The sequence below is a fragment of the Streptomyces sp. NPDC055632 genome (genome assembly GCF_053618675.1).
The window spans coordinates 59,483-82,480 of record NZ_JBSHHY010000026.1; the positions used below are offsets into that span (position 1 = coordinate 59,483).

13 protein-coding genes and 3 CRISPR repeat arrays are annotated in these 22,998 nt (G+C 70.2%); of the genes, 10 read left to right on the forward strand and 3 right to left on the reverse strand.

What is annotated here, in order from left to right:
• Window positions 1-138: 138 nt before the first annotated feature.
• The gene (locus tag ACWGSR_RS27685) at window positions 139-702 is read right to left on the reverse strand and encodes a hypothetical protein (RefSeq protein ID WP_453569997.1); all 564 of its coding nucleotides are present in this window, start codon (window positions 700-702) and stop codon (window positions 139-141) included.
• 200 nt (window positions 703-902) lie between these two features.
• Between ACWGSR_RS27685 and ACWGSR_RS27690 the strand changes: the two genes are divergently transcribed.
• The 10 genes from ACWGSR_RS27690 to cas2e all read left to right on the forward strand — a co-directional run bounded on the left by ACWGSR_RS27690 (window position 903) and on the right by cas2e (window position 17,041).
• A complete protein-coding gene (locus ACWGSR_RS27690) occupies window positions 903-2,639 on the forward strand; it encodes a pRL2-11 (RefSeq protein WP_453569999.1) in 1,737 nt (578 codons plus the stop codon).
• 900 nt (window positions 2,640-3,539) lie between these two features.
• Complete coding sequence (locus ACWGSR_RS27695; RefSeq protein WP_453570002.1) at window positions 3,540-3,866, forward strand: hypothetical protein; 327 nt, start codon at window positions 3,540-3,542, stop codon at window positions 3,864-3,866.
• Between the two features lie 1,179 nt (window positions 3,867-5,045).
• Window positions 5,046-6,295: a CRISPR direct-repeat array (repeat unit 29 nt; unit sequence CTGCTCCCCGCGCTCGCGGGGATGGACCC).
• A 91-nt stretch (window positions 6,296-6,386) separates the two neighbouring features.
• A CRISPR array of direct repeats spans window positions 6,387-7,330; the repeat unit is 29 nt; unit sequence CTGCTCCCCGCGCTCGCGGGGATGGACCC.
• 407 nt (window positions 7,331-7,737) lie between these two features.
• Window positions 7,738-10,650: a CRISPR-associated helicase Cas3' gene (gene cas3 / locus ACWGSR_RS27700; RefSeq protein WP_453570004.1), complete on the forward strand. Its 2,913-nt coding sequence runs from the start codon at window positions 7,738-7,740 to the stop codon at window positions 10,648-10,650.
• Window positions 10,643-12,331 carry a type I-E CRISPR-associated protein Cse1/CasA gene (casA, locus tag ACWGSR_RS27705; RefSeq protein WP_453570007.1) on the forward strand — a complete coding sequence of 563 codons (1,689 nt, stop codon included), beginning with the start codon at window positions 10,643-10,645 and terminating at the stop codon, window positions 12,329-12,331. Before cas3 ends, casA begins: the two co-directional genes overlap by 8 nt.
• Window positions 12,328-13,029 carry a type I-E CRISPR-associated protein Cse2/CasB gene (gene casB / locus ACWGSR_RS27710; RefSeq protein WP_453570010.1) on the forward strand — a complete coding sequence of 234 codons (702 nt, stop codon included), beginning with the start codon at window positions 12,328-12,330 and terminating at the stop codon, window positions 13,027-13,029. The genes casA and casB overlap by 4 nt, the downstream gene beginning before the upstream one ends.
• Entirely contained in the window at window positions 13,026-14,222 is a 1,197-nt protein-coding gene (gene cas7e, locus ACWGSR_RS27715) for a type I-E CRISPR-associated protein Cas7/Cse4/CasC (protein WP_453570014.1), read from the forward strand. The genes casB and cas7e overlap by 4 nt, the downstream gene beginning before the upstream one ends.
• Window positions 14,219-14,932, forward strand: coding sequence for a type I-E CRISPR-associated protein Cas5/CasD (gene cas5e, locus ACWGSR_RS27720; protein WP_453570017.1), 714 nt, complete (start codon window positions 14,219-14,221; stop codon window positions 14,930-14,932). Before cas7e ends, cas5e begins: the two co-directional genes overlap by 4 nt.
• Window positions 14,932-15,711, forward strand: coding sequence for a type I-E CRISPR-associated protein Cas6/Cse3/CasE (cas6e, locus tag ACWGSR_RS27725; protein WP_453570020.1), 780 nt, complete (start codon window positions 14,932-14,934; stop codon window positions 15,709-15,711). Before cas5e ends, cas6e begins: the two co-directional genes overlap by 1 nt.
• Complete coding sequence (gene cas1e, locus ACWGSR_RS27730) at window positions 15,708-16,688, forward strand: type I-E CRISPR-associated endonuclease Cas1e (RefSeq protein ID WP_453570023.1); 981 nt, start codon at window positions 15,708-15,710, stop codon at window positions 16,686-16,688. Before cas6e ends, cas1e begins: the two co-directional genes overlap by 4 nt.
• On the forward strand, window positions 16,685-17,041 hold the full coding sequence (cas2e, locus tag ACWGSR_RS27735) for a type I-E CRISPR-associated endoribonuclease Cas2e (RefSeq protein ID WP_453570026.1): 357 nt from the start codon (window positions 16,685-16,687) through the stop codon (window positions 17,039-17,041). Before cas1e ends, cas2e begins: the two co-directional genes overlap by 4 nt.
• Window positions 17,042-17,251: 210 nt before the next feature.
• Here the strand turns inward: cas2e and ACWGSR_RS27740 are convergent.
• A protein-coding gene (locus ACWGSR_RS27740) for an IS630 family transposase (protein ID WP_453570029.1) occupies window positions 17,252-18,318 on the reverse strand; the annotation gives its coding sequence in 2 pieces (ribosomal slippage) (window positions 17,252-17,872 and window positions 17,875-18,318; 1,065 coding nt in all).
• Between the two features lie 705 nt (window positions 18,319-19,023).
• Window positions 19,024-21,739: direct repeats of the CRISPR family, unit length 29 nt; unit sequence CTGCTCCCCGCGCCCGCGGGGATGGACCC.
• A 107-nt stretch (window positions 21,740-21,846) separates the two neighbouring features.
• Window positions 21,847-22,473 (reverse strand): DNA-binding protein, encoded by a 627-nt coding sequence (locus ACWGSR_RS27745; protein ID WP_453570032.1) that lies wholly within the window; start codon window positions 22,471-22,473, stop codon window positions 21,847-21,849.
• Window positions 22,474-22,998 lie beyond the last annotated feature (525 nt).

Below are 22,998 nucleotides of genomic sequence, written 5' to 3' on the forward strand. Positions count from 1 at the left end.
ACCCCCACCCCAACCAATAAAACTCCCCCCTCTCCCCCCCCCCCGCCTCACCCCACACACCCCTTGGGGGGGGCCCGCGCCGATATCGGCGCGGGCCCCCTCTTCGTATGCCCGAGAGCCCTGAAGTCCTTCCTCGGGTCAGTGCTCGGAATCGCGCGCGGCGGGATCGATACCGGCGGCGCGGAGTACTTCGTAGACGGTGGTCCTGGAAAGGCCGGTCGCGCGCCGGATGTCCTGGACGTTCTCCATGCCGTCGTTCCACAGCTCGACCGCGATGCGCTTGAGGGCGTGAGCGGCACCGAGGCGCTGGGTGCGCCAGTCCTCGGCCGAGGCGAGGAGCTGCTCGCGGCCGGAGCTCTCGCTTTTCTCCCACCCGGTAGCCCGAGACCAGACCTCGTCCGCGACGTCCTCTCCGAGCTGAGCGCACAGACGGGCGTACAGGCCGGGGAAGACCTCCTGGCCCTCCTCCTCGTCGATGAGCTGGCCCAGGGCCCAGGGGTCGGTGGGAAGTCGCGGGTCCAGGTGCTCGCGGCTCGGGCTGGCGTCTTCGACGAAGGCTTCGACCTTGCTCTTCGTGTATCGGTTCAGGAACGACTCGATCCGCTCGGCGTAGCGCTCGGCGTTGGTCTCGGCGATGAACGGGCCGATGAAAGCGGGGGGACGGTCCTGCGGGGTGACGACCACCGCATAGGTCTTCAACATGTTCAGTACTGTACATGTCCAGTGCTGGACACTTCAATCAAGTTTCCGGACCACATCCAGCGCAAAAGACGTTCACCACGGCACTCACCATGAGGAGTTACTCCCTTGTGACGGCTCACCGGTGGCCGTGGTCAGCGTTGTGGTGAGGTGCGTGCCGAAGAGTGGACCGGTCCCCTCCCCGCGCCTCCGAGGAGCAGCTCGTGTCTCACCACCGGCCTTCGCGTGGTCTCGACGACGCCCTGGAAAACCTGGCCATGGTCGCCGAACGGTTCCTCGTCGGACAGGATCTCGACGGGGTGCAGCGCACCGACGCCACGTTCTGGCGCCCGGGCACCCGGGTACGGACCAAGGACGTCGACGCCCCCGTGCACCGCGCTTCATTCCGGGCCGGCTGGCACCGTCTCGCGGTCCGCGCCGGTGTGCTCGCGGCCGCTGCCGGAAGCGGATACACCTACCTCCAGCACCCCGCCGGGCTCGCCCAGGCTCTCACCTATGGCAGCCCGGCCGCCGCCCTGGCCACGGCGACCGGAAGCATCGCCTACCGGATGAAGACCCGCGAGCGGCGCGAGCTGATGCGCGAGTGGGTCGAGCCCCTGCACCAGGCGCTCGCCGCCCCGCTGGGCATCTCCGAGTACACCGACCCGCGCACCTACCTCCACGTCCCGGTCGACTTCACCGACGACGACGCGCAGATCCGCATCGACCTGCCGGTCAACCTGCGCTTCAAACGGGAGGAGATCGCAGAGCTCGTCATGCAGAAACTCGCCCTGGAGAACGCCGCCTTCTCCTGGCGCCTGGCCGGACGCGACACCCACGTCCTGGTCAAGAAGAAGCACCGCCCGCCCTCCTCGCTCGGCCTGGCCGACCCCGGCGTGCGCGACCTTCTGGCCTCCATGCCCGAGTCCGCCCCGCTCATCGGCCTCGGCGCCGGAGGCAAGACTGTCTCCGTCGACCTCGACCACGACTCCCCGCACGTCCTGATCTCCGCCGGCACCGGCGGCGGCAAGTCCACCATCCTGCGCACGATCGCGTCCCAGTTCCTCCACAACGGCGCCCAAGCCCACATCCTCGACTTCAAGCGCATCTCCCACACCTGGGCCCGCGGCATCCCCGGCGTCAACTACTGCCGCGACATCGCCGACATCCACGACGCCCTGCTCCACCTCGGCGAGGAGGGCCGGCGCCGCATCCGCATCGCCGAAGAACTCGGCGACGACGTCCTGGCCGAGAACCCCGAACGGGTCGGCCCCCGCATCGTCATCCTCCTCGAGGAGATCAACGCCACCATGGCGCAGCTCAAGCGCTACTGGGAGAAGATCCGCGGCCCCGGCGACCCGAAGACCTCACCCGCCATCGACGCGCTCGCCGAGATCCTCTTCATGGGCCGCCAGGTCCGCCTTCACGTCCTGCTCGTCGCCCAGTCCGCCACCGCCCGCGCCCTCGGCGGACCGGAGATGCGCGAGAACTTCTCCACCCGCATCCTCGTCCGCTACACCCTCAACGCCTGGAAGATGCTCGTCCCCGAAGTCCATCCCGCCCCCAAACCCACCCGCCACCCCGGCCGCGTCCAAGTCGTCCTGGGAGGCACCGCCCGCGAGACCCAGGTCCTCAACCTCTCCGAAACAGAAGCCCGCGCCTGGGCTATGGCCGGCACCCCCGGCAACGGGAGCCCCCTCACCCTCCCGAAAATCCCCGCACCGTCCCCGGACCACGACCCGGGTCCTGTACCCGAGCGCGTGCGGCCTGGCGAGGAGGAGGGCGTCGGGCTGCGCGAGGCCCAGAGCGAACTGCCCGGCGTCACCCTCGCCGGCCTGCGCTGGGCCCGCGCCAACGACCCCGACTTCCCCGCCCACACCGGCAAACGGGGAAGAGAACACCTCTACCACCTCGACGAGCTTGAGCAGTGGGCCCGCAACCGGCCCCGCGCCGCAGGATGAAGCCTGCCGGGAGCTTCAGTGCGCACCCGAGTGCGACTCCGGCCTGACCGCCCGGTCCTCGAAGGCCTCGGGAGGCAGCGGCTGCCGGAGCCCGAGCCTGCCTCCGAGGAGGAGATGCTCCGCGCGCTCTTACCCCCGAGTAGGCATGACGACGAGTAGTCGGAGGGCCACCTTCCCCGCTCTCCGTGTCAACTCCGTGCCCCATTTACAGGAATCGGGCCGGATCGGCTCACGTCGGCTACTAGAGTGACGAACTGCAGCACACATTCCGTTACTTCGGCTCACAGGGGGCCGAAGGCCGGCCCCCCCGGCATTCAGTCGGGAAGTACGGAGGAGTCCGTGTGTCGCAGAACGAGAAACCGCCAGGCTGGCAGCGTCTGATCCTCGTAGTCTCAACCATCCAGTTGGCGCTAGATGGTGTCGAGATGATCATCCGTCTGCTGACCTGACGGCTCTCCCCTGCTGGCGTCCGGTTACTAAACCGGGCGCCAGCGCCATGTTGTGCGGATCCTCGGTCGAACTGTCGTCCGGTTCCGCCCCAACGCACTACTTGGTGCGTTGGCTTATGACGCCAATCTAGCAATCTGCGCAGAGCAATGTCGCGGGCTCTGCAGGATTCATGGATGGTGATTCCTCTTTGCTGATTCGTCGTCCGGACCACATGGCAATGTTGCTAGGTCCCCGCCCTGTCATTTCAGATTGTCCGATCAGGGCATTTCGCGACGGGTAAATGGTCGTTTCGCCTGGTCAGCGGCCTGTGGCGAGACGGTGACTCAGGGGATGGGGCAGGCCTCCCTGGGGGCGCCGGAGTCCTGGTGCTGGCGACGGCCCTGATGACCGCAGCCCGTCGGCGCTCGGTCCGCCGCCCGGCGCCGGCCCCTGCCAGGTACGGGGGAGCACATGGACCGTCTGCTGGAGGCGGCGTGTGCACGCGCGGACATCACGGTCGGTTACGGCCGGAGCCTCGTTAAGGCGGTCCTGGTTCGCTGGCCCACCGCCATCACCCCCGAATCCGCAGCCGACCTCCGCCATCGCGAGATCTCCTGGCTCCAGGACGACGGCGTACGCCTGGGCACCCCCCATCAAGACAGCGGTTGGCGAGAGCCGGTGCTGAGTTTCGCGCCCCGCGAGCACCGCTGGCCCGGCCGGGGAGTCGAGGACACCGTGACCGGGCGCTGCGGCATTCTGCACACCATCGTCTCGAACACCGATCAGACCGTCTCGTGAGCGGCCACCGGTGGCGCCGCAGCGTACTGCCCTGGTGAACCTGGCGGCAGACCTGGCTCTCCGGCGGCACTCTCGCCGTCTTGGCCCTTGTGCTCCTGCGCCCTTTCTGACCCCGGCTAAACCGGAGCATGAACAAAAACGGCGCCCGCTCACACAGGTGAAAGGGTGCCGTCGCGTGTCACGGACCCGAAGGGCGGCCACGGCCCTCGGCAGTACCGAGGGCGACCAGGAGGTCGGGTGGGGCGGGTTGGGTGGTTCCGGTGAGCAGGGGGCGGTGAAGGGGTGGTAGCGGCGTGAGGTGGTGCGCCATCCAGTCTGTTCCTCCCGGACGAGCGCCGCGGCGGGGGCGCCCTCGGCGAGAGGGAGGGCGGCGCGGAGGGCTTCGGTGACTTGCGCTAGGTAGGCTCCGGCCGCGCGGGAGCGGAGTTCAGAGGCGGCCTGGTCGAGCGCGGCGCGGGTGTGGGCAGTGAGGTAGCCGAGCTCGGCGTCGGCCTGCCCGGGCGTCAACCCGGGGGCCTGCTCCAGGCGGTTGGCGATACGGCGGGCACGGAGCTGCGTAAGGGCGCGCTGGGCTGTGGCGGTGTGCATGCCGAGAATTTCGGTGATACCGGCGGCGCTGAGCGCGGAGTCGGTGTCGAGGAGGAGCGCGGTGCGTTCCAGGAGCTGTTCATGAGGGATCATGTCGCCCACGCCCTTAGGGCGGCCGCCGGCGGCGGGGCGCGAGTTCTGGGCCGTGCGAAAGGCGAGGATGACACTGCAGGGCCAGTACTCGACCCCTACGACGACAATGAGGTGCCCGGCGAGCTCGGAGCGATTACCATCCCTGCGCCCGCATGGATGGGCCCGACACAGGCGTCACACGGCGGCCCCTTGAAAACTGCTTCCTGCGCCTGCGGGTATGGACCCTGTGCCACCGCACGGACCGGGTTATCCCGCCCGTTCCACGCCCGCTCCGGCCTCTATGCCAGCCCTGCCCGTGCCCTGCCCGCCCGGCCGCGGTCTCCGTAGGGGGGCTGGCGGTCCCTGACCGGAAGCGGATTCGACTGGAACCTTTCCCTCGCTGACATGGGGTGGTCTGTCATTTGGTGGATGATGAAATGTGTATTGGGTGGTTTGTGTGTTTCGGTGAAAGTGGTTCCGAGGGGACTGTTGATGGGGTAGAACTGCAGGTCAGGGAGGCTGCTCCCCGCGCTCGCGGGGATGGACCCGCTTTTCGTCGCGGTCATCCTCGCCCTCTACGCTGCTCCCCGCGCTCGCGGGGATGGACCCTGCCCGATCCGAGTGATCGTCACCGTGGCCCCCTGCTCCCCGCGCTCGCGGGGATGGACCCGCTTCGCGCACCAGCGGCTCGGCCTCGTCCCACTGCTCCCCGCGCTCGCGGGGATGGACCCCGGGTGTTGATCTGGTCGATCGTGCCGAGCGTCTGCTCCCCGCGCTCGCGGGGATGGACCCGAGGCGGAGCGGGCCGCGCTGGAGGTGTGGCGCTGCTCCCCGCGCTCGCGGGGATGGACCTGATCCGCCTCATTGACGACGCCATGTCCCCGGCTGCTCCCCGCGCTCGCGGGGATGGACCCCGGGGCGCCGCCGAGGACGACGGCGAGCTGGTCTGCTCCCCGCGCTCGCGGGGATGGACCCCTCTACGGGAAGGCCCCCGTCCCGTCGGCGGACTGCTCCCCGCGCTCGCGGGGATGGACCCCGCGCCGTCCTCTTCAAGGGCCCCAACGCCGCCTGCTCCCCGCGCTCGCGGGGATGGACCCCTCGTACCTTGAACGTGGTGGAGGCCCCGACTCTGCTCCCCGCGCTCGCGGGGATGGACCCATCCCGGTGACGGCGCGGATGCCCTCGATGTCCTGCTCCCCGCGCTCGCGGGGATGGACCCCCGGCGATCGACTGCAGGCCGCCCAGGCCCTTCTGCTCCCCGCGCTCGCGGGGATGGACCCTCTGGCCGGGGCCGTCTTGCGTACGGACGGAGCTGCTCCCCGCGCTCGCGGGGATGGACCCGTCGGCACGCTGCTGGGCCTGACCGGCACGTTCTGCTCCCCGCGCTCGCGGGGATGGACCCGGGGAATGGGTTTCGCGACGATGATCGCTTCCCTGCTCCCCGCGCTCGCGGGGATGGACCCTTCGAGTCCCACAGCCGGGCTTCGTCCGATGCCTGCTCCCCGCGCTCGCGGGGATGGACCCGTGAGTGGCGGCGGTGAGCCCCGCCACGACCACTGCTCCCCGCGCTCGCGGGGATGGACCGCCATCGAGCACCGCGACCACTGGCACGGCGGACTGCTCCCCGCGCTCGCGGGGATGGACCCCGGGGCGGCGAGGTGTCCGCGCACGACCCGATCTGCTCCCCGCGCTCGCGGGGATGGACCCAAGTCCCCCGGTGGGGGCGGTAGTGGTTCGGACTGCTCCCCGCGCTCGCGGGGATGGACCCCTCACGGCCGCCGCCCAGAACCGCTTCGGCTTCTGCTCTCCGCGCTCGCGGGATGGACCCTCGGCCTGGAGTTGGAGCACCGAGGGCACGCGCTGCTCCCCGCGCTCGCGGGGATGGACCCGGCGCGCTGGCCGACCTGCACAAGCAGATGCTCTGCTCCCCGCGCTCGCGGGGATGGACCCTTCACGACGAACGCGTGCTCCACCAGGATCCGCTGCTCCCCGCGCTCGCGGGGATCGACCCGGCCTCAATCCAGTGTGGATCGAGGTCGAGGACTGCTCCCCGCGCTCGCGGGGATGGACCCGCGACGACGATCAGCCCCGAACAGTCCAGCCCCTGCTCCCCGCGCTCGCGGGGATGGACCCAGGCCGTTTGCGGCGCGGGCGATACCGCCGTGCTGCTCCCCGCGCTCGCGGGGATGGACCCCGTTCCGTGATGGTCTGCATCCGCGTCGAGATCTGCTCCCCGCGCTCGCGGGGATGGACCCAAGGAGATCTGAAAATGGACCAGAACGTCATCCTGCTCCCCGCGCTCGCGGGGATGGACCCACCCCTTGGCCGCCCCGCCAGTACGCCGCCCACTGCTCCCCGCGCTCGCGGGGATGGACCCCGGTCACGGTGACCGGGGTGGAGTGGTCGCCCCTGCTCCCCGCGCTCGCGGGGATGGACCCCGCACTGGCTGCGCGCGGCCGATCTCTTCGTGCTGCTCCCCGCGCCTGCGGGGATGGACCCATGTTCATGCGGTCCGAGCCGGGCATCTGGATCTGCTCCCTGCGCCCGCGGGGATGGACCTCGCACCTGGCCGACCTCGTACCGGGGCCCCGTCTGCTCCCCGCCCTCGCGGGGATGGACCCCATCCGGAGTTGCCGGCGTACATGCGGCGGCTCTGCTCCCTGCGTTTGAGGGGATGGACCCTCCTCCGGCCTGGACGTGATCGAGGGGCTCCTCTGCTCCCCGCGCCCGCGGGGATGGACCCGTGAAGATGGTGGAATCCGGGCCCGTGGCGGCCTGCTCCCCGCACCCGCGGGGATGAACCCTACATCGCGGGCACGGGTGCCCGCCTGGGAGACTACTCCCCGCGCCCGCGGGGATGGACCTCCGAAGAAGCACGAGGTCGAGCGGATAATCCACTGCTCCCCGCGCTCGCGGGGATGGATCTTGGCCCGGTGTGCGTTCTGATGACCTTCCCTGTTGCTTCCCGCGTCTGCGGGGATGGTCTCTCGTCGGGCCGGTGGTGACCCGCCCCGTCGATTTGTCCTCGTGCTTGTGGGGGTGGTTCCTGGGTCGGGTGTGCTGGTGGCAGGTGTGTTCTGGGTGGTGGGTAACTGGCTGATGTTACGTCATGTTTGTTGTTTTTGGTGTTCGTTGTGGGTTCTGGGCGGGGTTTCTGGCTTGTTTCTGGTTCTTCTCTCGCGGGTGTGGGGGTGGGGTGTATTTCTCTTGCATGGCAGGTGGGGGAGAGGGTTGTTTCGGTTTGCGGGGCCGTCTTGAGGGGCTGGTGCTTGAGCTGTGGGGCAAGCATGACCGGGACTCGGAGGGGTGGCTGCCGTTGTGGCAGCACATGGAGGACAGTGCTGCGGTGGCGGGGCTGTTGTGGGACCGGTGGCTGCCGTGGAGTGTGCGTCGTCTGATCGGGCGGGTGTTGCCGGGCGGTGAGGCGGACGGGCGGCTGCTGGCGGTGTGGCTGGCCGCGGTGCATGACATCGGTAAGGCGACTCCGGCGTTCGCGTGTCAGGTCGAGGGCTTGGCGGATCGGATGCGGGCCGGGGGTTTGGAGATGCGCTCGCGGGAGGCGATGGGCCTGGACCGGGCGCTGGCGCCGCACGGGCTGGCCGGCCAGGTGCTGCTGGGGCAGTGGCTGGAGGAGGCGTGTGGGTGGGATGCGCAGGAGTGCTGGCAGTTCACGGTGGTGGTGGGCGGGCATCACGGGATTCCGCCGGAGGACGCGCAGATCAACGCGTTGGAGGACCGCGGGTATTTGTTGCGGACGCCGGGCAGGAGCCGGGCGGTGTGGCGGCGGGTGCAGGGGGAGCTGCTGGAGGCCTGTGCTGATGAGTACGGGGTGCGGGGGCGGCTTGGTGCGTGGCGGGCGGTGAAGCTGCCGCAGCCGGTACAGGTTGTGCTGACGGCGCTGGTGATCGTCGCGGACTGGATCGCCAGTAATCCGGAGCTGTTTCCCTACCATCCGATGGAGGAGCCGCTTTTCGGTGCGGCGCGTGCTGCTGCCGCGTGGCGCAAGCTCGATCTGCCGGGCCCGTGGCGGCCCGCGGAGCCGCAGGGCAGTGTTCAGGAGCTGTTCGAGTCCAGGTTCGATCTTCCTTCCGGGGCGTCGGTGCGTCCTGTTCAGGCGGAGGCGGTGGAGCTGGCCCGGGCCATGCAGGTGCCGGGGCTGATGGTGATCGAGGCGCCGATGGGGGAGGGGAAGACCGAGGCCGCGCTGGCGGTGGCGGAGATCTTCGCGGCCCGCTCGGGCGCGGGAGGGGTGTTTTTCGCCCTGCCGACGATGGCCACCGGTAACGCCATGTTCCCCCGGCTGCTGAAGTGGCTCGATCGTCTTCCTTCGCTGGAGGGCCGGCCTCATTCGGTGCTCCTGGCGCATTCGAAGGCCGCGTTGAACGATGACTTCACCGACCTGATGCGAGGTGCCGGGCCTGTGGCCGGCGTCGACGTGGACGCCGCAGGGCGCGGCAAGGGGCCCTTTGGGCGGGGTGAGGCCGGTGCCGAGCTGGTGGCCCACACCTGGCTGCGGGGGCGGAAGAAGGCGATGCTGTCGTCGTTCGTGGCCGGGACGGTGGACCAGCTGCTGTTCGCCGGGTTGAAGAGCAAGCACCTGGCGCTGCGGCATCTGGCGGTGGCGGGGAAGGTCGTGGTCATCGATGAGGCGCATGCCTATGACACCTACATGAGCGTGTATCTCGACCGTGTTCTTGCGTGGCTGGGCGCGTACGGGGTGCCGGTGGTGATCTTGTCGGCGACGCTTCCGGCTGCCCGCAGGCGCGAGCTCGTCGAGGCCTACGCCGGTGCCGGTGGTGGTGGGGGTGCGGCTTTCGGCGTGGTCGCCAGGGCGGGCAACTACCCGCTGCTGACCGCCGTGACGGCGGGCGGGACACCGCTGGTGCGGCGCCCGGCCGCCTCGGGGCGGGAGACGGCGGTGCAACTGGAGTGCGTGGAGGACGATCTCGTCGTTCTGGCGGACCGTTTGGACAGGGAACTGGCCGGTGGCGGGTGCGCGCTGGTGGTGCGCAACACGGTCAGGCGTGTGGTGGAGACGGCGCGTGTGCTGCGGCAGCGGTTCGGAGACGACGTCACCGTCGCGCACGCCCGTTTCCTCGATGTGGACCGTGCAGGGAACGACAAGGAGCTGCTGCGCCGGTTCGGGCCGCCGTCACCGGCGGTCGACCGCCCGGCGGGCCGGCACATCGTGGTGGCCAGCCAGGTGGCCGAGCAGTCCCTGGACGTGGACTTCGACCTGCTGGTCACCGACCTGTGCCCGGTGGACCTGCTGCTGCAGCGGATGGGCCGCCTGCACCGGCACCTGCGCGGCAAGGACCAGCAGGACCGGCCCGCGCGGCTGCGCCGGCCGCGCTGCCTGGTGACCGGCGCCGACTGGTCCACGCCCGTACCGCTACCAGTACGGGGGTCGGTCGCCGTCTACCAGAAGTATCCGCTGCTCCGGTCGGCCGCGGTACTGCTGCCGCATCTGGAGGCGGGGGAGGCGAGGCCGGTGAGGCTGCCGCAGGACATCAGTGCGCTGGTCCAGGGCGCCTACGCCGACACCGTGCAGGTGCCCGCGGGGTGGCAGGAGGCTTTGGACGGCGCGCGGCTGCAGCACGAGGCGCAGCGGGCCCGGCAGTGGGAGAAAGCGGCCGTGTTCCGGCTCGGTGGCATCGGCAAGCCGGGTGAGCCGCTCTTCGGCTGGGTCGCCGCAGGGACCGGGGATATGGACGACACCCCGGCGGGGCGGGCCCAGGTCCGTGACAGCCGGGAGAGCCTGGAGGTCATCGTGGTCCGCAGACGGGCCGACGGAGGGCTGACGACCGTTCCGTGGCTCGGTGAGGACCGCAGGGGCCGCCGGATCGGCGGGCTGGACCTGCCGCAGGACCAGGTCCCGGTGGCCCTGGCCGCGCGGGCGGCCGCGGCCAGCTCACTTCGGCTGCCGCAGGAGTTCTCCGGTGAGGTGATGGACCGGGCCATCGCCGAACTCGAACAACTCGTCGTCGACGCCTGGCAGGCCAAGGAGAGTTCCTGGCTGGCCGGCGAGCTGATCCTTCCGCTGGACGAGGACTGTCAGACCCGCCTGGCAGGCTTCGCCCTGCGGTATTCCACGACCGACGGACTTGAGGTGACCCGTGCCTGAAACGCACGAGGCGGACCAGAAGCCATTGACGTTCGACCTGACACGGCAGCCGTGGATCGGCGTGCTGCGCTGCGACGGCACCCAGGAGGAGTTGTCGCTGCGCGATGTGTTCGCGCAGGCCGCAGGCCTCAGACGGCTCACCGGCGACCTGCCCACCCAGGAGTTCGCCCTACTGCGGCTCCTGCTGGCCATGGCCCACGACGCCTTCGACGGGCCGAGGGACATCGAGCACTGGGCCCGGCTGTGGGACGACCCGCACTGCTTCGACGCCCTTAGCGGATACCTCGACGAGCACCGCGGCAGATTCGATCTCCTCGATGGCCAGGCGCCTTTCTTCCAGACGGCCGGTCTGCGCACCGAGAAGAACGAGGTGGCCTCGCTCAACCGCATCGTCGCGGACGTGCCCAACGGCGAGCCGTTCTTCTCCGCCCGGCTGCCCGGGGTCGGTCGGCTCGGCTTCGCCGAGGCCGCACGGTGGGTGGTCCACGCCCACGCCTACGACACCTCCGGCATCAAAAGCGGCATGGTGGGCGACCGGCGTGCCAGGGGCGGGAAGGTCTACCCCCTGGGAGTGGGCTGGGCCGGCAGCCTGGGAGGAGTGTTCGCCGAGGGGCGGAACCTGCGCGAGACGCTGCTGCTCAACCTGGTGGCAGCCGACGCGGTGGACTTCGACACCAAGGGCCTGCCAGACCTGCCGGCCTGGAGGCGCGAGCTCGGCCCCCAGGGGGCCGAGCGCCCTCCGGCGGGCCTGCGCGATCTGTACACCTGGCAGAGCCGCCGCCTGCGCCTGCACGCCGACGCCGACGGGGTCACCGCAGTGGTCCTCGGCTACGGCGATCCCCTCAGCGCCCGCAACATGCACACCCGCGAGCCGATGACCGCCTGGCGCCGCAGCCCGGCGCAGGAGAAGAAGCACGGTGAACCTCTCGTCTACCTGCCGCGCGAGCACGCCCCGGAGCGCTCGGCCTGGCGCGGGCTGGCCTCCCTGGTCGCCGACCGCGAACAGAACCGGCCCGAGGGCTCAGGCCCGCCCTCCCACCTGCGCCCCGGAATCCTCGACTGGACCGCCCGCCTGGTCACACGCCGCAAACTCAAGCGCGGATTCCTCATCAAGGCCCGCATCATCGGCACGGTTTACGGAACCCAGCAGTCGGTCGTCGACGAGGTCGTCGACGACCACCTGACCATGGACGTGATCCTGCTGCACGAGCAGGACCGCGACTACGCCATCCAGGCCATCGACGCCGTCAAGGACGCCGAACTCGCGGTCAACACCCTCGGCGACCTCGCCACCGACCTCGAGCGCGCCGCCGGCTCGGAGAACGAAAGCCCCCGCCTCACCGCACGCGACCGCGCCTTCGCCGAACTCGAAGGCCCCTACCGTGCCTGGCTGGCACACCTGGGCCAGGCCGAGGACCCGTTCGAGCAGCGCGAGGCATGGAAGGCGCAGGTCCACACGATCCTGACCCGGCACGGGCGGCAGCTGGTCACCGAGGCCGGCGACGGAGCCTGGCAGGGCCGCCTCGTTGCCTCCAAGCAGGGCAGCCTCTGGCTCAACTCCGCCCTCGCCGAAAAGTGGTTCAGAGCGCGGCTGCGCAAAAACCTCGGCCTGCCCGCCTTTGCTGAACAGCCCTCCGCCCCGGACACCGAGACCGACCCCTCCCCGAAAGTGCACACATGACCACCACCACGAGCACGAGCACGGACTCGGTAGTCGACCTGGTCACCCGCCTCGCGCAGGAGCACCTCGGCCGCTGGCAGCACGGCTACCTCAGCGATGACGCCAAAGCCGTCGGCGCCCTGGCCCGCCTGCGCCGCGGAGCGGGCAAGCCCCCCGGCCAGCTCCCCGACCTGTGGGACCTCATCGACACCCAGCCCCTGCACACCGCACGCCGCAACGGCCGCCCCCTCAGCGAGAACGAACTCGCCCGCGCCGAAGACGCCCTGCACACTGCCCTGACCCTGTGGGCCTTGCACCAGCAGTCCCGCGGCACCGGCATGCACCAGACCCACCGGCGCGAACGCCCCCGGGGCCTGGGAGCCGCCGTCCACCGCCTGATGCCGGCCAACGACATCGACGACTCCCTGCGCAAGCGCCTGGTCCGCGCCGGAAACGCACCCGACCTGACCACCCTCGCCCAGCGCCTGCGCGACATCGTCACCCTCCTTCGCCGAGAAGACGTCCCCCTCGACTACGCCCTGCTCGCCGGACAGCTCTACCAGTGGCAGTGGCCCGGCGGAGCCGACCGCGTCCGCATCGCCTGGGGCCGCTCCTTCCACGCCTGGCAGGACCACCGCAACCACGGGCCCGAGCAGGACAACCCCGCCGACGACCCTTCTGCCGCCCTCCCCGCCGCCACCGACAAGGACACCCTGTGAACCGCTTCTACCTCGACGTGCACGCCCTGCAGACCGTCCCGCCGAGCAACCTCAACCGCGACGACACCGGAGCCCCCAAGACCGCCGTCTACGGCGGCGTGCCCCGGGCCCGGGTCTCCAGCCAGGCATGGAAGCGCGCCACCCGCGCCTACTTCAAGGACGAGCAGCTCCTTGACCCCCACGAGCTCGGCGTGCGCACCAAGAAGATCGTCGAGGTCATCGCCGCCCGGATCACCGCCGCCGACCCCTCGCTCGAAGCAGCCCGGGCCGAGCAGCTTGCCGCCGAAGTCGTCCAGGCCGCCGGCCTGAAGATCGAGGTCCCCAAGCGCAAGGCCGACGCCGCGAAGAAGAACGGCGAGCCCGAGCCGCTCCCGGAGGCCAAATACCTGATGTTCCTCAGCTCCCGCCAGCTCGACAACCTGGCCGAGCTCGCCCGCGAAGCCGCCGCGGACAGCAAGACGTTCTTCAAGGACAAGAAGAACAAGGACCGCGCCAAGGCCCACGCCGACACCCGCCACTCCGTCGACATCGCCCTGTTCGGCCGCATGGTCGCCGACGTCACCGACATCAACGTCGACGCCGCCGTCCAGGTCGCCCACGCCCTCAGCGTCCACCGCGTCGACAACGAGTCGGACTACTACACGGCCGTCGACGACGAGAACAAGGACGACGAACCCGGCGCCGGCATGATCGGCACCGTCGACTTCAACTCCGCCACCCTCTACCGCTACGCCGCCCTCGGCATCCACCAGCTGGCCGACAACCTCGGCCAGGGCCTGCGCGAAGACGAGTCGAAAACCACCCCCGTGCGCCGCGCCGTCGAGGCCTTCGTCCACAGCTTCGTCGAGTCCCTGCCCCAGGGAAAGATCAACACCTTCGGCAACCACACCCTGCCCGAAGCCGTCATCGTCAAGCTCCGCACCACCCGCCCCATCAGCTTCATCTCCGCCTTCGAAGAAGCCGTACGCGGCGACCAGAGCGGACACGTCCGCGCAGCCGCCGAGCGCCTGGCCGAATACATCCCCGACATCGAACGCGCCTACGGCGACGACACCACCACCCTCACCTGGGTCCTGCGCGTGGGCCCCAACACCCACAAGCTCAGCGGCATCGGCACCGAGACGGACAATCTCTCCGCACTCGTCACAGCCGTCGGACAGGCCGTCACCGAACGCCTGGACACGCCCGCATGAACACCCTCACCCTCCTGCTCGCCGGCCCCCTGCAGTCCTGGGGGGCCGCGGCCCGCTTCTCCCGCCGCACCACCGAACCAGCACCCACCAAAAGCGCAGTCGTCGGCCTCCTCGCCTCCGCACAAGGCATCCAGCGCGGCGACGACGAGGGACTGCGCCCCTTGAGCGCACTGCGCTTCGGCGTACGGATTGACCAGCCCGGCACCCGGCTGCGTGACTTCCAGACAGCCATCGCCTGGGAGACCGAAAAGTCCATGCCGCTGTCCGAACGCTTCTACCTCGCCGACGCCGTCTTCGTCGCCGCCGTCGAAGGACCCCCCGCCCTCCTCGCCGACCTGCACCAGGCCCTGCGCACCCCGGCCTACCCGCCTTTCCTCGGCCGGCGCTCCTGCCCACCGGCCCGCCCCCTCGAACTCGGCCTCCACCCCGACAAAGACCTCCTCCAGGCCCTGCGGCACGAACCCTGGCAGGCCTCCCCCCACCACACCAAAAAGCACACCGGCCACAGCGCCGTGAAACTCCCCGTCCTCTACGAGACAGCCGGCCACACCACGGACACCGACACCCTGCGTGACCAGCCGGTCAGCTTCGCCACCGAACACCGACGCCACGCCCTGCGCACGATCGTCCGCACCGACGTCGAGCTCCCGACCGCCGCCACACCGCCCCGGCACGACCCGTTCGACGCGCTGCCAGAAGAGAGCCGCTGATGTACCTGACCCGCTTCAGGGTGAACACCGCCCGCACCGGCACCCGCCGCCTGCTGGCCTCCCGCCAGGTCCTGCACGCAGCCGTCATGTCCTCCTTCCCCACCCTGCTGCCCACCGACCAGCCCACCCCAGACACCCCCAGAGTCCTGTGGCGCCTGGACCACAACGCCCCCGGCGAAATCCTCCTCTACCTCGTCAGCCCCCACGCCCCCGACCTCACCCACCTGGTGGAACAAGCCGGATGGCCAACCGCCCTGGTCGACGGCCCCGGATGGCAGACCCGCTCCTACACCCCCTTCCTCGACAACCTGACCACAGGCACCCACTGGGACTTCCGCCTGACGGCCAACCCCGTCCACCACATCCGCCGCACCGACGACGAGCCACGCAAACGCACCGCCCACCTGACCCCGCACCACCAGATGGGATGGCTCCTCGACCCCGCCCGCCAGGAACGCGGCGGCTTCCGCGTACTCGAAAAACCCAAGGACAAGCGGCTACTGCCCCAAGGCACCACCCACCAGGGCCACGAACACCACGGAGACCGCTACCAGCTCACCGTCCGCGACCACCACACCTCCACCTTCGGCAAAACACCGCCCACAGGCACCCGGCGCGGCAAACCCGTCACCCTCGTCACCGTCACCTACGACGGCCGCCTGGAAATCACCGACCCCGACCTGATGCGCCGCACCCTCACCCAGGGCCTCGGCAAGGCCAAGGCCTACGGATGCGGACTGATGACACTCGCCCCGCTCCCACAAGGAGCCACCCCATGACGACCGTCTCCCGGCGAGGCGCCCACACCCCGCGCGAACTCACCCGCACAAGCGAACGCCTCTCCTTCATCTACCTCGAACGCTGCACGATCCACCGTGACGCCAACGCCATCACCGCCACCGACGCCAACGGCATCACCCACATCCCCGCAGCCACCATCGGCACCCTCCTCCTGGGCCCCGGCACCCGCATCACCCACCAGGCCATGAGCGTCCTCGGCGAGACCGGCGCCGCCGTCACCTGGGTCGGAGAACACAGCGTGCGCTACTACGCCAGCGGCCGCGCCCTGACCCGCTCCTCCAAACTCGCCGAAGCCCAAGCCGCCCAATGGGCCAACAACCGCTCCCGCCCCGCCGTCGCCCGCGCCATGTACCAGCTCCGCTTCCCCGACGAGGACCCCGCAGGCCTCACCCGCCGAGAACTCCTCGGACACGAAGGCGACCGCGTCAAGAAGTGCTACCGAACCCAGGCCGAACGCACCGGAGTCCCCTGGCACGGCCGCAAGTACGTCCCCGGCGACTTCACCGCCGGCGACGCCGTCAACCAGGCCATCACCGCAGCCGCCCAGTGCATGTACGGCGTCGCCCACGCCGTCGTCACCTCACTGGGATGCAGCCCAGCCCTCGGCTTCGTCCACTCCGGCCACGAACTCTCCTTCGTCCTGGACATCGCCGACCTCTACAAGACCGACATCGGCATCCCCCTGGCCTTCGACGTCGCCGCACAAAGCGAAGAGGACATCGGCTCGCGCACCCGCAGAGCCCTGCGCGACCGCATCCACGAGACAGCCCTGCTCGACCGCTGCGTCAACGACATCAAACAGCTCCTCCTGGGCCCCGGCACCACCACCTCGGCCGATGAAGTCGCCTGGGACATCGTCACCCTGCAGAGCGACCGCAACGAACACGTCCCGGCGGGCCGCAACTATGGCGACGCCGATCACACCAGCCACGACGAAATGGTGCTCACCTGGTGACCGTCATCGTCCTCACCAACTGCCCGGCCGGCCTACGAGGATTTCTGACCCGCTGGCTCCTCGAGATCTCCGCCGGCGTCTTCGTCGGAAACCCCTCAGCACGTATCCGCGACATCCTCTGGCACGAAGTCCAGCAGTACGCCGGACAAGGCCGAGCCCTCCTCGCCCACACCACCAACAACGAGCAGGGCTACACCTTCCGCACTTTCGACCACGCCTGGCACCCCATCGACCACGAAGGCATCACCCTCATCCACCGCCCCTCACCCGACACACCCGCAGCACCGAGCAGCTCCGCCAGTAAGCCGGGATGGAGCAAGGCCTCAAAGCGACGCCGTTTCGGGGGCCGGTAGACCTGGGACGGGCAGGGAAGACCAGGAAGCCTGCGGGGAGTAAAGAGGCGATACCAAGCACGCTTGCCCCGTCCCCGCGGTGTGCGGGGAGCATCTTCTGCCCGTTCTTCGTGTTGGGGCCATCCCTGCAGGCAACCTGGTCTGATCAGGTTAGCAACTACACCAGAATGGCTGACTACTGAGGTTGAACTCGTGATGTCGTGCTGCTGATCAGGCGGGTCTGATGGTCAGGCCGGTTTCGGCGAGGCAGCCGTCTATGAGGTGGCTGCGGTACTGGATGTGCCGTAAGCCGCGTCGTATGCGCTGGACGAGGTGTTCGGGGGTGCTGAAGGCGACGTTGGAGAGCCAGCCGCGTCGCAGGAGGGACCAGACTCCTTCGACGGGGTTGAGGTCGGGTGCGTAGGGCGGCAGGTAGTGGATGGTCAGCCAGTCCTGGGCTGCCGCCCATTCCCGCAGGTCGGTGGCTTTGTGGACGTTGAGGTTGTCCCAGACGAGCACGATCGGGCCGCCGAGCTGCTGATGTGCGGCAATCAGCAGGTCCCGGTAATCGCGCCAGGAGAAGCTCTTGCGCCCGTCGCGCCGGCCGTCGTCCCGGCGCGGCCGGTAGATCAGCCGGGACCGTTGACCGGGTTTGTAGCAGGTCAGCGCAGCGATGGATACCCGTCTGCGGGAACGGCCGCGGACTCTCACCACCGGGGTCCGGCCTCGCTGGGACCAGGTCTTCGCCTGCGGCGGCGTCATGGAGAATCCGGCTTCGTCCTCGAAGACGAGCCAGGCTCCACGGGCCGCCGCGAGCCTTCCGCGCAGGGCCACACCTCCTTGGCCCACCCGGCCACCGCCTCGTCGTCCCGCTCCATCGCGCGTCGGGCCGGGACCTGGCAGGACCAGCCGTTACGGACCAGCAGCTTCCGCACGCCCTGAATCGTGTAGGTCAGGTGGAAGCGCCGGCCGATCACCGTCTTGATCCGCGCCAGCGTCCACCGCTGGTCCTCCCAGCCATGCGCGGCCGGCCCCTTGGCCAGTTCGGTCTCCAGCTGGGCGAACTGCTTCTGGCTCAGCCTCGGAAGCGACGCCGGCCCTTGCGACTCCAGAGCCCGCGGGCCGCCCTCGTTCCACGTCTGCCGCCACCGCTGCACCGACCGGACGCTGACCCGCAGGTCTTTGGCAATCGCCGCGCTTGCCTCACCCAGGGCGAACCGTTCCGCGGCCTGGAGTCGTAACCTCTCGCGGAACTGCTGCCGTTCGGCGGTCAGCCCGCCCCCTTGTGGATACCGCATGCCCCGGTGATACCGCAGAGGACGGCCAGCCGTCAGCCTCTACGACACCACGAGTTCAACCTCAGTAACCCCACGTATCCGGTTGCGCGTGTCGTTCCCGGGGGACTCAAACAACAGCTCAAGTCTTCACTTTCTTTGTGTTGTTCCTTCACGTCTTAATGGAAAGGTGAGCTACGGATTAATGGCCCACTCTCGAATAGGAGTTCCCTTTCATGGAATGGTGGACGCAGCCGGAATGGTGGCAAGTCGGCCTAGGTGTGCTCGGTGTCCTCGTTCCTGTTGTTCTCCATCTCCTTAAACGATGAACGCTCCATGCCGTAGTTCTGATGACCCCCTGTGGGGAGCGCTGACTGTTCCCGAGCTGTAGGGGCAGATGCGAGATCTACCTTCTCCGTGCCTCTGCGCTCCCTGTGCCTGCAGGAGTGACCCCTCGACTCGGGGTAGACCGTTGCGCTCATCGCCATCTCTCCGAGCTCGTAGGGAGGGGACCTGCCCCAGGTGCTGGGCGCCAGAACGCTGGTTTACTTCCTTGCAGGGATAGGACCGGATGAACGCAGTGACCGTCACCCTGACCGACTGCCTTCCGTGCTTGTGGAAGTGACCTATCGTCTGGTGGGTGACAGAGCGTGTTTGGCTATTTTGTCCGTTTCGGTGAAAGTGGTTCCAGGGGAGTGGTTGTTGGGGTAGAACTGCAGGTCAGGAAGGCTGCTCCCCGCGCCCGCGGGGATGGACCCGGGTACGTCGCGATGCGCGGCATGGTCCGGTCCTGCTCCCCGCGCCCGCGGGGATGGACCCGGCCCGCACTCCTGCTACGTCCACCGCGATCACTGCTCCCCGCGCCCGCGGGGATGGACCCGAACCCGTATCCGATCTGTAGACGGAGTCCCCCTGCTCCCCGCGCCCGCGGGGATGGACCCGACTCCGGCGACATCCAGTACGGACCGTTGCTCTGCTCCCCGCGCCCGCGGGGATGGACCCTGGGCGAGCGGCCCGGCGCAGCGGGGGCAGTCCTGCTCCCCGCGCCCGCGGGGATGGACCCCCGGACCGTCAGAACCCCGGCGACGACGGCAGCTGCTCCCCGCGCCCGCGGGGATGGACCCTCCGGCCACCGCATCCACAGCGAGCTGCCGATCTGCTCCCCGCGCCCGCGGGGATGGACCTCAACCCAGGTCAGAGACATTCCGTACGTGAAGCTGCTCCCCGCGCCCGCGGGGATGGACCCGGCATCCGCTCGAAGTGCCGCAGCGTGGAGGTCTGCTCCCCGCGCCCGCGGGGATGGACCCGACAGCACCGAGGCGTGACCGAGGACGTTCATCTGCTCCCCGCGCCCGCGGGGATGGACCCATCGCGGGAGACTCCGCTCATGAGCACCACACCTGCTCCTCGCGCCCGCGGGGATGGACCCGGCGCCAACGTCGTCGGCCCGATCTCGGGCTACTGCTCCCCGCGCCCGCGGGGATGGACCCCGCAACGGCCGCGTGGTTCGCCGCCGCCTCGTCTGCTCCCCGCGCCCGCGGGGATGGACCCTCATGGGTGAAGTCCTCCACCCACACCCCGGACTGCTCCCCGCGCCCGCGGGGATGGACCCCCCCCATCACGTTCGACCCGTCGCACTCTCTCGTCTGCTCCCCGCGCCCGCAGGGATGGACCCGCCTTCACCTCGCGGTACACGGCGAGGGCGGCCTGCTCCCCGCGCCCGCGGGGATGGACCCGTGCTCGTCATCATCGACCTGAAGATGGTCGACTGCTCCCCGCGCCCGCGGGGATGGACCCGCGTCCGTGCCGGCCGAGTACCGGGACCTGGTCTGCTCCCCGCGCCCGCGGGGATGGACCCGGCGCCGCCCCGAACTACGCCTTCCGGCAGGCCTGCTCCCCGCGCCCGCGGGGATGGACCCACGCTGCGCCACTTCGAGCGGCTGTCGTTCGGCCTGCTCCCCGCGCCCGCGGGGATGGACCCGTGATCGGGTTGCCCAGGCGGCTCATCGCCGACTGCTCCCCGCGCCCGCGGGGATGGACCGAAGCCCGTAACCCGCTCCCGTTCGATATCTAGCTGCTCCCCGCGCCCGCGGGGATGGACCCGGCCGAAATCGTGTCGGTGAGCGTGGCCTTTCCTGCTCCCCGCGCCCGCGGGGATGGACCCAGGCCGGTGATGACGCAGGCGCAGGCAGCGCCCTGCTCCCCGCGCCCGCGGGGATGGACCCATCGCCTGATCGCCCGCGCACTGCCCGACCCGCTGCTCCCCGCGCCCGCGGGGATGGACCCGTCTTGCCGTAGACGCTGGCGCTCTTCATGCCCTGCTCCCCGCGCCCGCGGGGATGGACCCGTCCTCGACCCGACGCCCGTCATCCACGACTGCTGCTCCCCGCGCCCGCAGGGATGGACCCAGGCGGCGCACCAGTTCGGCGGTGGCGGGGGACTGCTCCCCGCGCCCGCGGGGATGGACCCCGTCGCGGATCATGTCGATCCCGGCGTGGAGGCTGCTCCCCGCGCCCGCGGGGATGGACCCGGGGGAGCGCCCCCGCCACCGTCCTCCCCGTCCTGCTCCCCGCGCCCGCGGGGATGGACCCCCGCCCCGGGCCCGATGACGGCCCGGGGCGGACTGCTCCCCGCGCCCGCGGGGATGGACCTCCGACCTCACCACGGCGGAGCCGCCCGAGACCCTGCTCCCCGCGCCCGCGGGGATGGACCCGCGATCTTGGCGAGGATGACGAGGGCGGCGGCCTGCTCCCCGCGCCCGCGGGGATGGACCCCAGCCGGGACCACGCGGCGCCCGACATCAGATCTGCTCCCCGCGCCCGCGGGGATGGACCCAGGCGGACACTGCGCGACCGGCATAGGTCTGGCTGCTGCCCGCGCCCGCGGGGATGGACCCTGCCGGATCCGCGCGCTGCTGGGTGCCGGCGACTGCTCCCCGCGCCCGCGGGGATGGACCCAGGGGTCTGTTTGGACCTTCTGGCCCTCGTCCCTGCTCCCCGCGCCCGCGGGGATGGACCCATCACGGCGCAGAGCGCCCTGACCTCGGGACACTGCTCCCCGCGCCCGCGGGGATGGACCCCCGTGCATGAAATGCCGTCTCAAGGCAGCTCGCTGCTCCCCGCGCCCGCGGGGATGGACCCGGGATGAACCCGAAGACGCTCTTGTCCATGGTCTGCTCCCCGCGCCCGCGGGGATGGACCCCTGCTCCGGGCCTCCGAGGCCATGGCCCGGCTCTGCTCCCCGCGCCCGCGGGGATGGACCCTGCGCGAGACCGGACAGGGACGCGGTGCCGTCCTGCTCCCCGCGCCCGTGGGGATGGACCCACCAGCCGGAGGGGCGGGGTACGAGTCCCCTGCTGCTCCCCGCGTCTGCAGGGATGGACCCATCGCCTGCGCCGCCCAGAAGCCAGCCGGCGTCTGCTCCCTGCGCTCGCGGGGATGGTCCTCTGTTTGATCCGGCTACCGGCAGCGTTCGGAACTATTCCCTGCGCCTGCGGGGTGGACCCGCTAGCAGCTCTGGCCGTGGGACGCCGTCTGCCGTGGGTGTGCCTGTTCACAGTCGGGCCTGGCCTTCGCCGCCGGTGCGGTGGGTTGCGGCGGTGGTGAGGAGGCGTTCCCAGGTGCGGGAAGTGTGGCCGTGGAGGTCTGCGAGTTCGGCGGCGATGCGGCCCTTGGGGGTGCCGGGGACCGCGGTGGTGAGGGCCTGGGCGGCGATGGTGAGGCGGGGGTCGTTTTCGTAGGCGTGGGCTTTGCGCGGTCCTTGGGGTTCGCCGGGGCGGCGGCCGCTGCCTTTGCCGCGGCCGGGGGCGTTGTCGCGGCGGTGGTGGATTTCGTGGCGGGGCCAGAGGCGGGATCCGTGGAGGGTGGTGCCGGGGGAGAGGTGGCCGTGGGCGGCGTAGGAGCGGGGGGTGGCGGTGGTGATGCCGAGCAGGGCGGCGGCTTCTTCGGCGGTGAGGAGGTCGTCGGGGTGTTCGCCGGCGGGGAGGGCGGGGATGGGCCGACCTGCGAGGTAGGCCTCGGTCTGGGCGAGGTCGTAGAGGAGGTGGTGGCTGCCGGGCAGGAGGCTGGGGACGCGTTCGCGGAAGGCGGGGGCGTCACGGCGGCGCCAGGTGGGCAGGGGGACGCCGGCGCGGGCGGCGATGCCGGCTTCGTTGATGACGGGGCGGCCGCGGGGGATCACGTCGTCTCCTGGGGTCTGGGGCCGGGTACGGCCGTATGATGGCGGCACGAGAACGGGTCCTGTTCGGGTCCGGACTTTGCGAGAAGCCGGCGGTGTGCCGGGCCGCTTTCGGGCGGCCCTCCGCCGGCTTCACTCATGTACCGGCGCCCGCCCGACAGGGCGACACTTTCAACCTCGCATTACCCCGGATCTGCTGGTGCTGGCCAGGCCCCTGGCGGAAGATCGTGGCTTCCCGGTCGACGCCTCGGATGGGCTGCGAGCTGAGTTCGCCGGCTACGGCGGCCCCCACGATGTGCACGGGACTAACCTGGCTGACCTGGGCCGAGCTGGACACCACAGACTGGCAGGAGACCAACTCCTCAGGTACACGAACCCGCGCCTCAGCCGCAGGGGGATGACACACCGACTGGGGCCGGGGCTGGAGCGTCATGCGCATCCTCAGCGAAGTCCACGGGGCCAAGAACGTACGCCTTGTCGTCTGGTTCCACTGACTTGCAGCTGAGCAACCGGTTGGCCACTGAGTGT

Coding starts and splice junctions, on each gene's coding strand:
- ACWGSR_RS27685 (WP_453569997.1), bottom strand. CDS start 702: ATGTTGAAGACCTATGCGGTGGTCGTCACCCCGCAGGACCGTCCCCCC.
- ACWGSR_RS27695 (WP_453570002.1), top strand. CDS start 3,540: ATGGACCGTCTGCTGGAGGCGGCGTGTGCACGCGCGGACATCACGGTC.
- cas3 (WP_453570004.1), top strand. CDS start 7,738: ATGGCAGGTGGGGGAGAGGGTTGTTTCGGTTTGCGGGGCCGTCTTGAG.
- casB (WP_453570010.1), top strand. CDS start 12,328: ATGACCACCACCACGAGCACGAGCACGGACTCGGTAGTCGACCTGGTC.
- cas5e (WP_453570017.1), top strand. CDS start 14,219: ATGAACACCCTCACCCTCCTGCTCGCCGGCCCCCTGCAGTCCTGGGGG.
- cas6e (WP_453570020.1), top strand. CDS start 14,932: ATGTACCTGACCCGCTTCAGGGTGAACACCGCCCGCACCGGCACCCGC.
- cas1e (WP_453570023.1), top strand. CDS start 15,708: ATGACGACCGTCTCCCGGCGAGGCGCCCACACCCCGCGCGAACTCACC.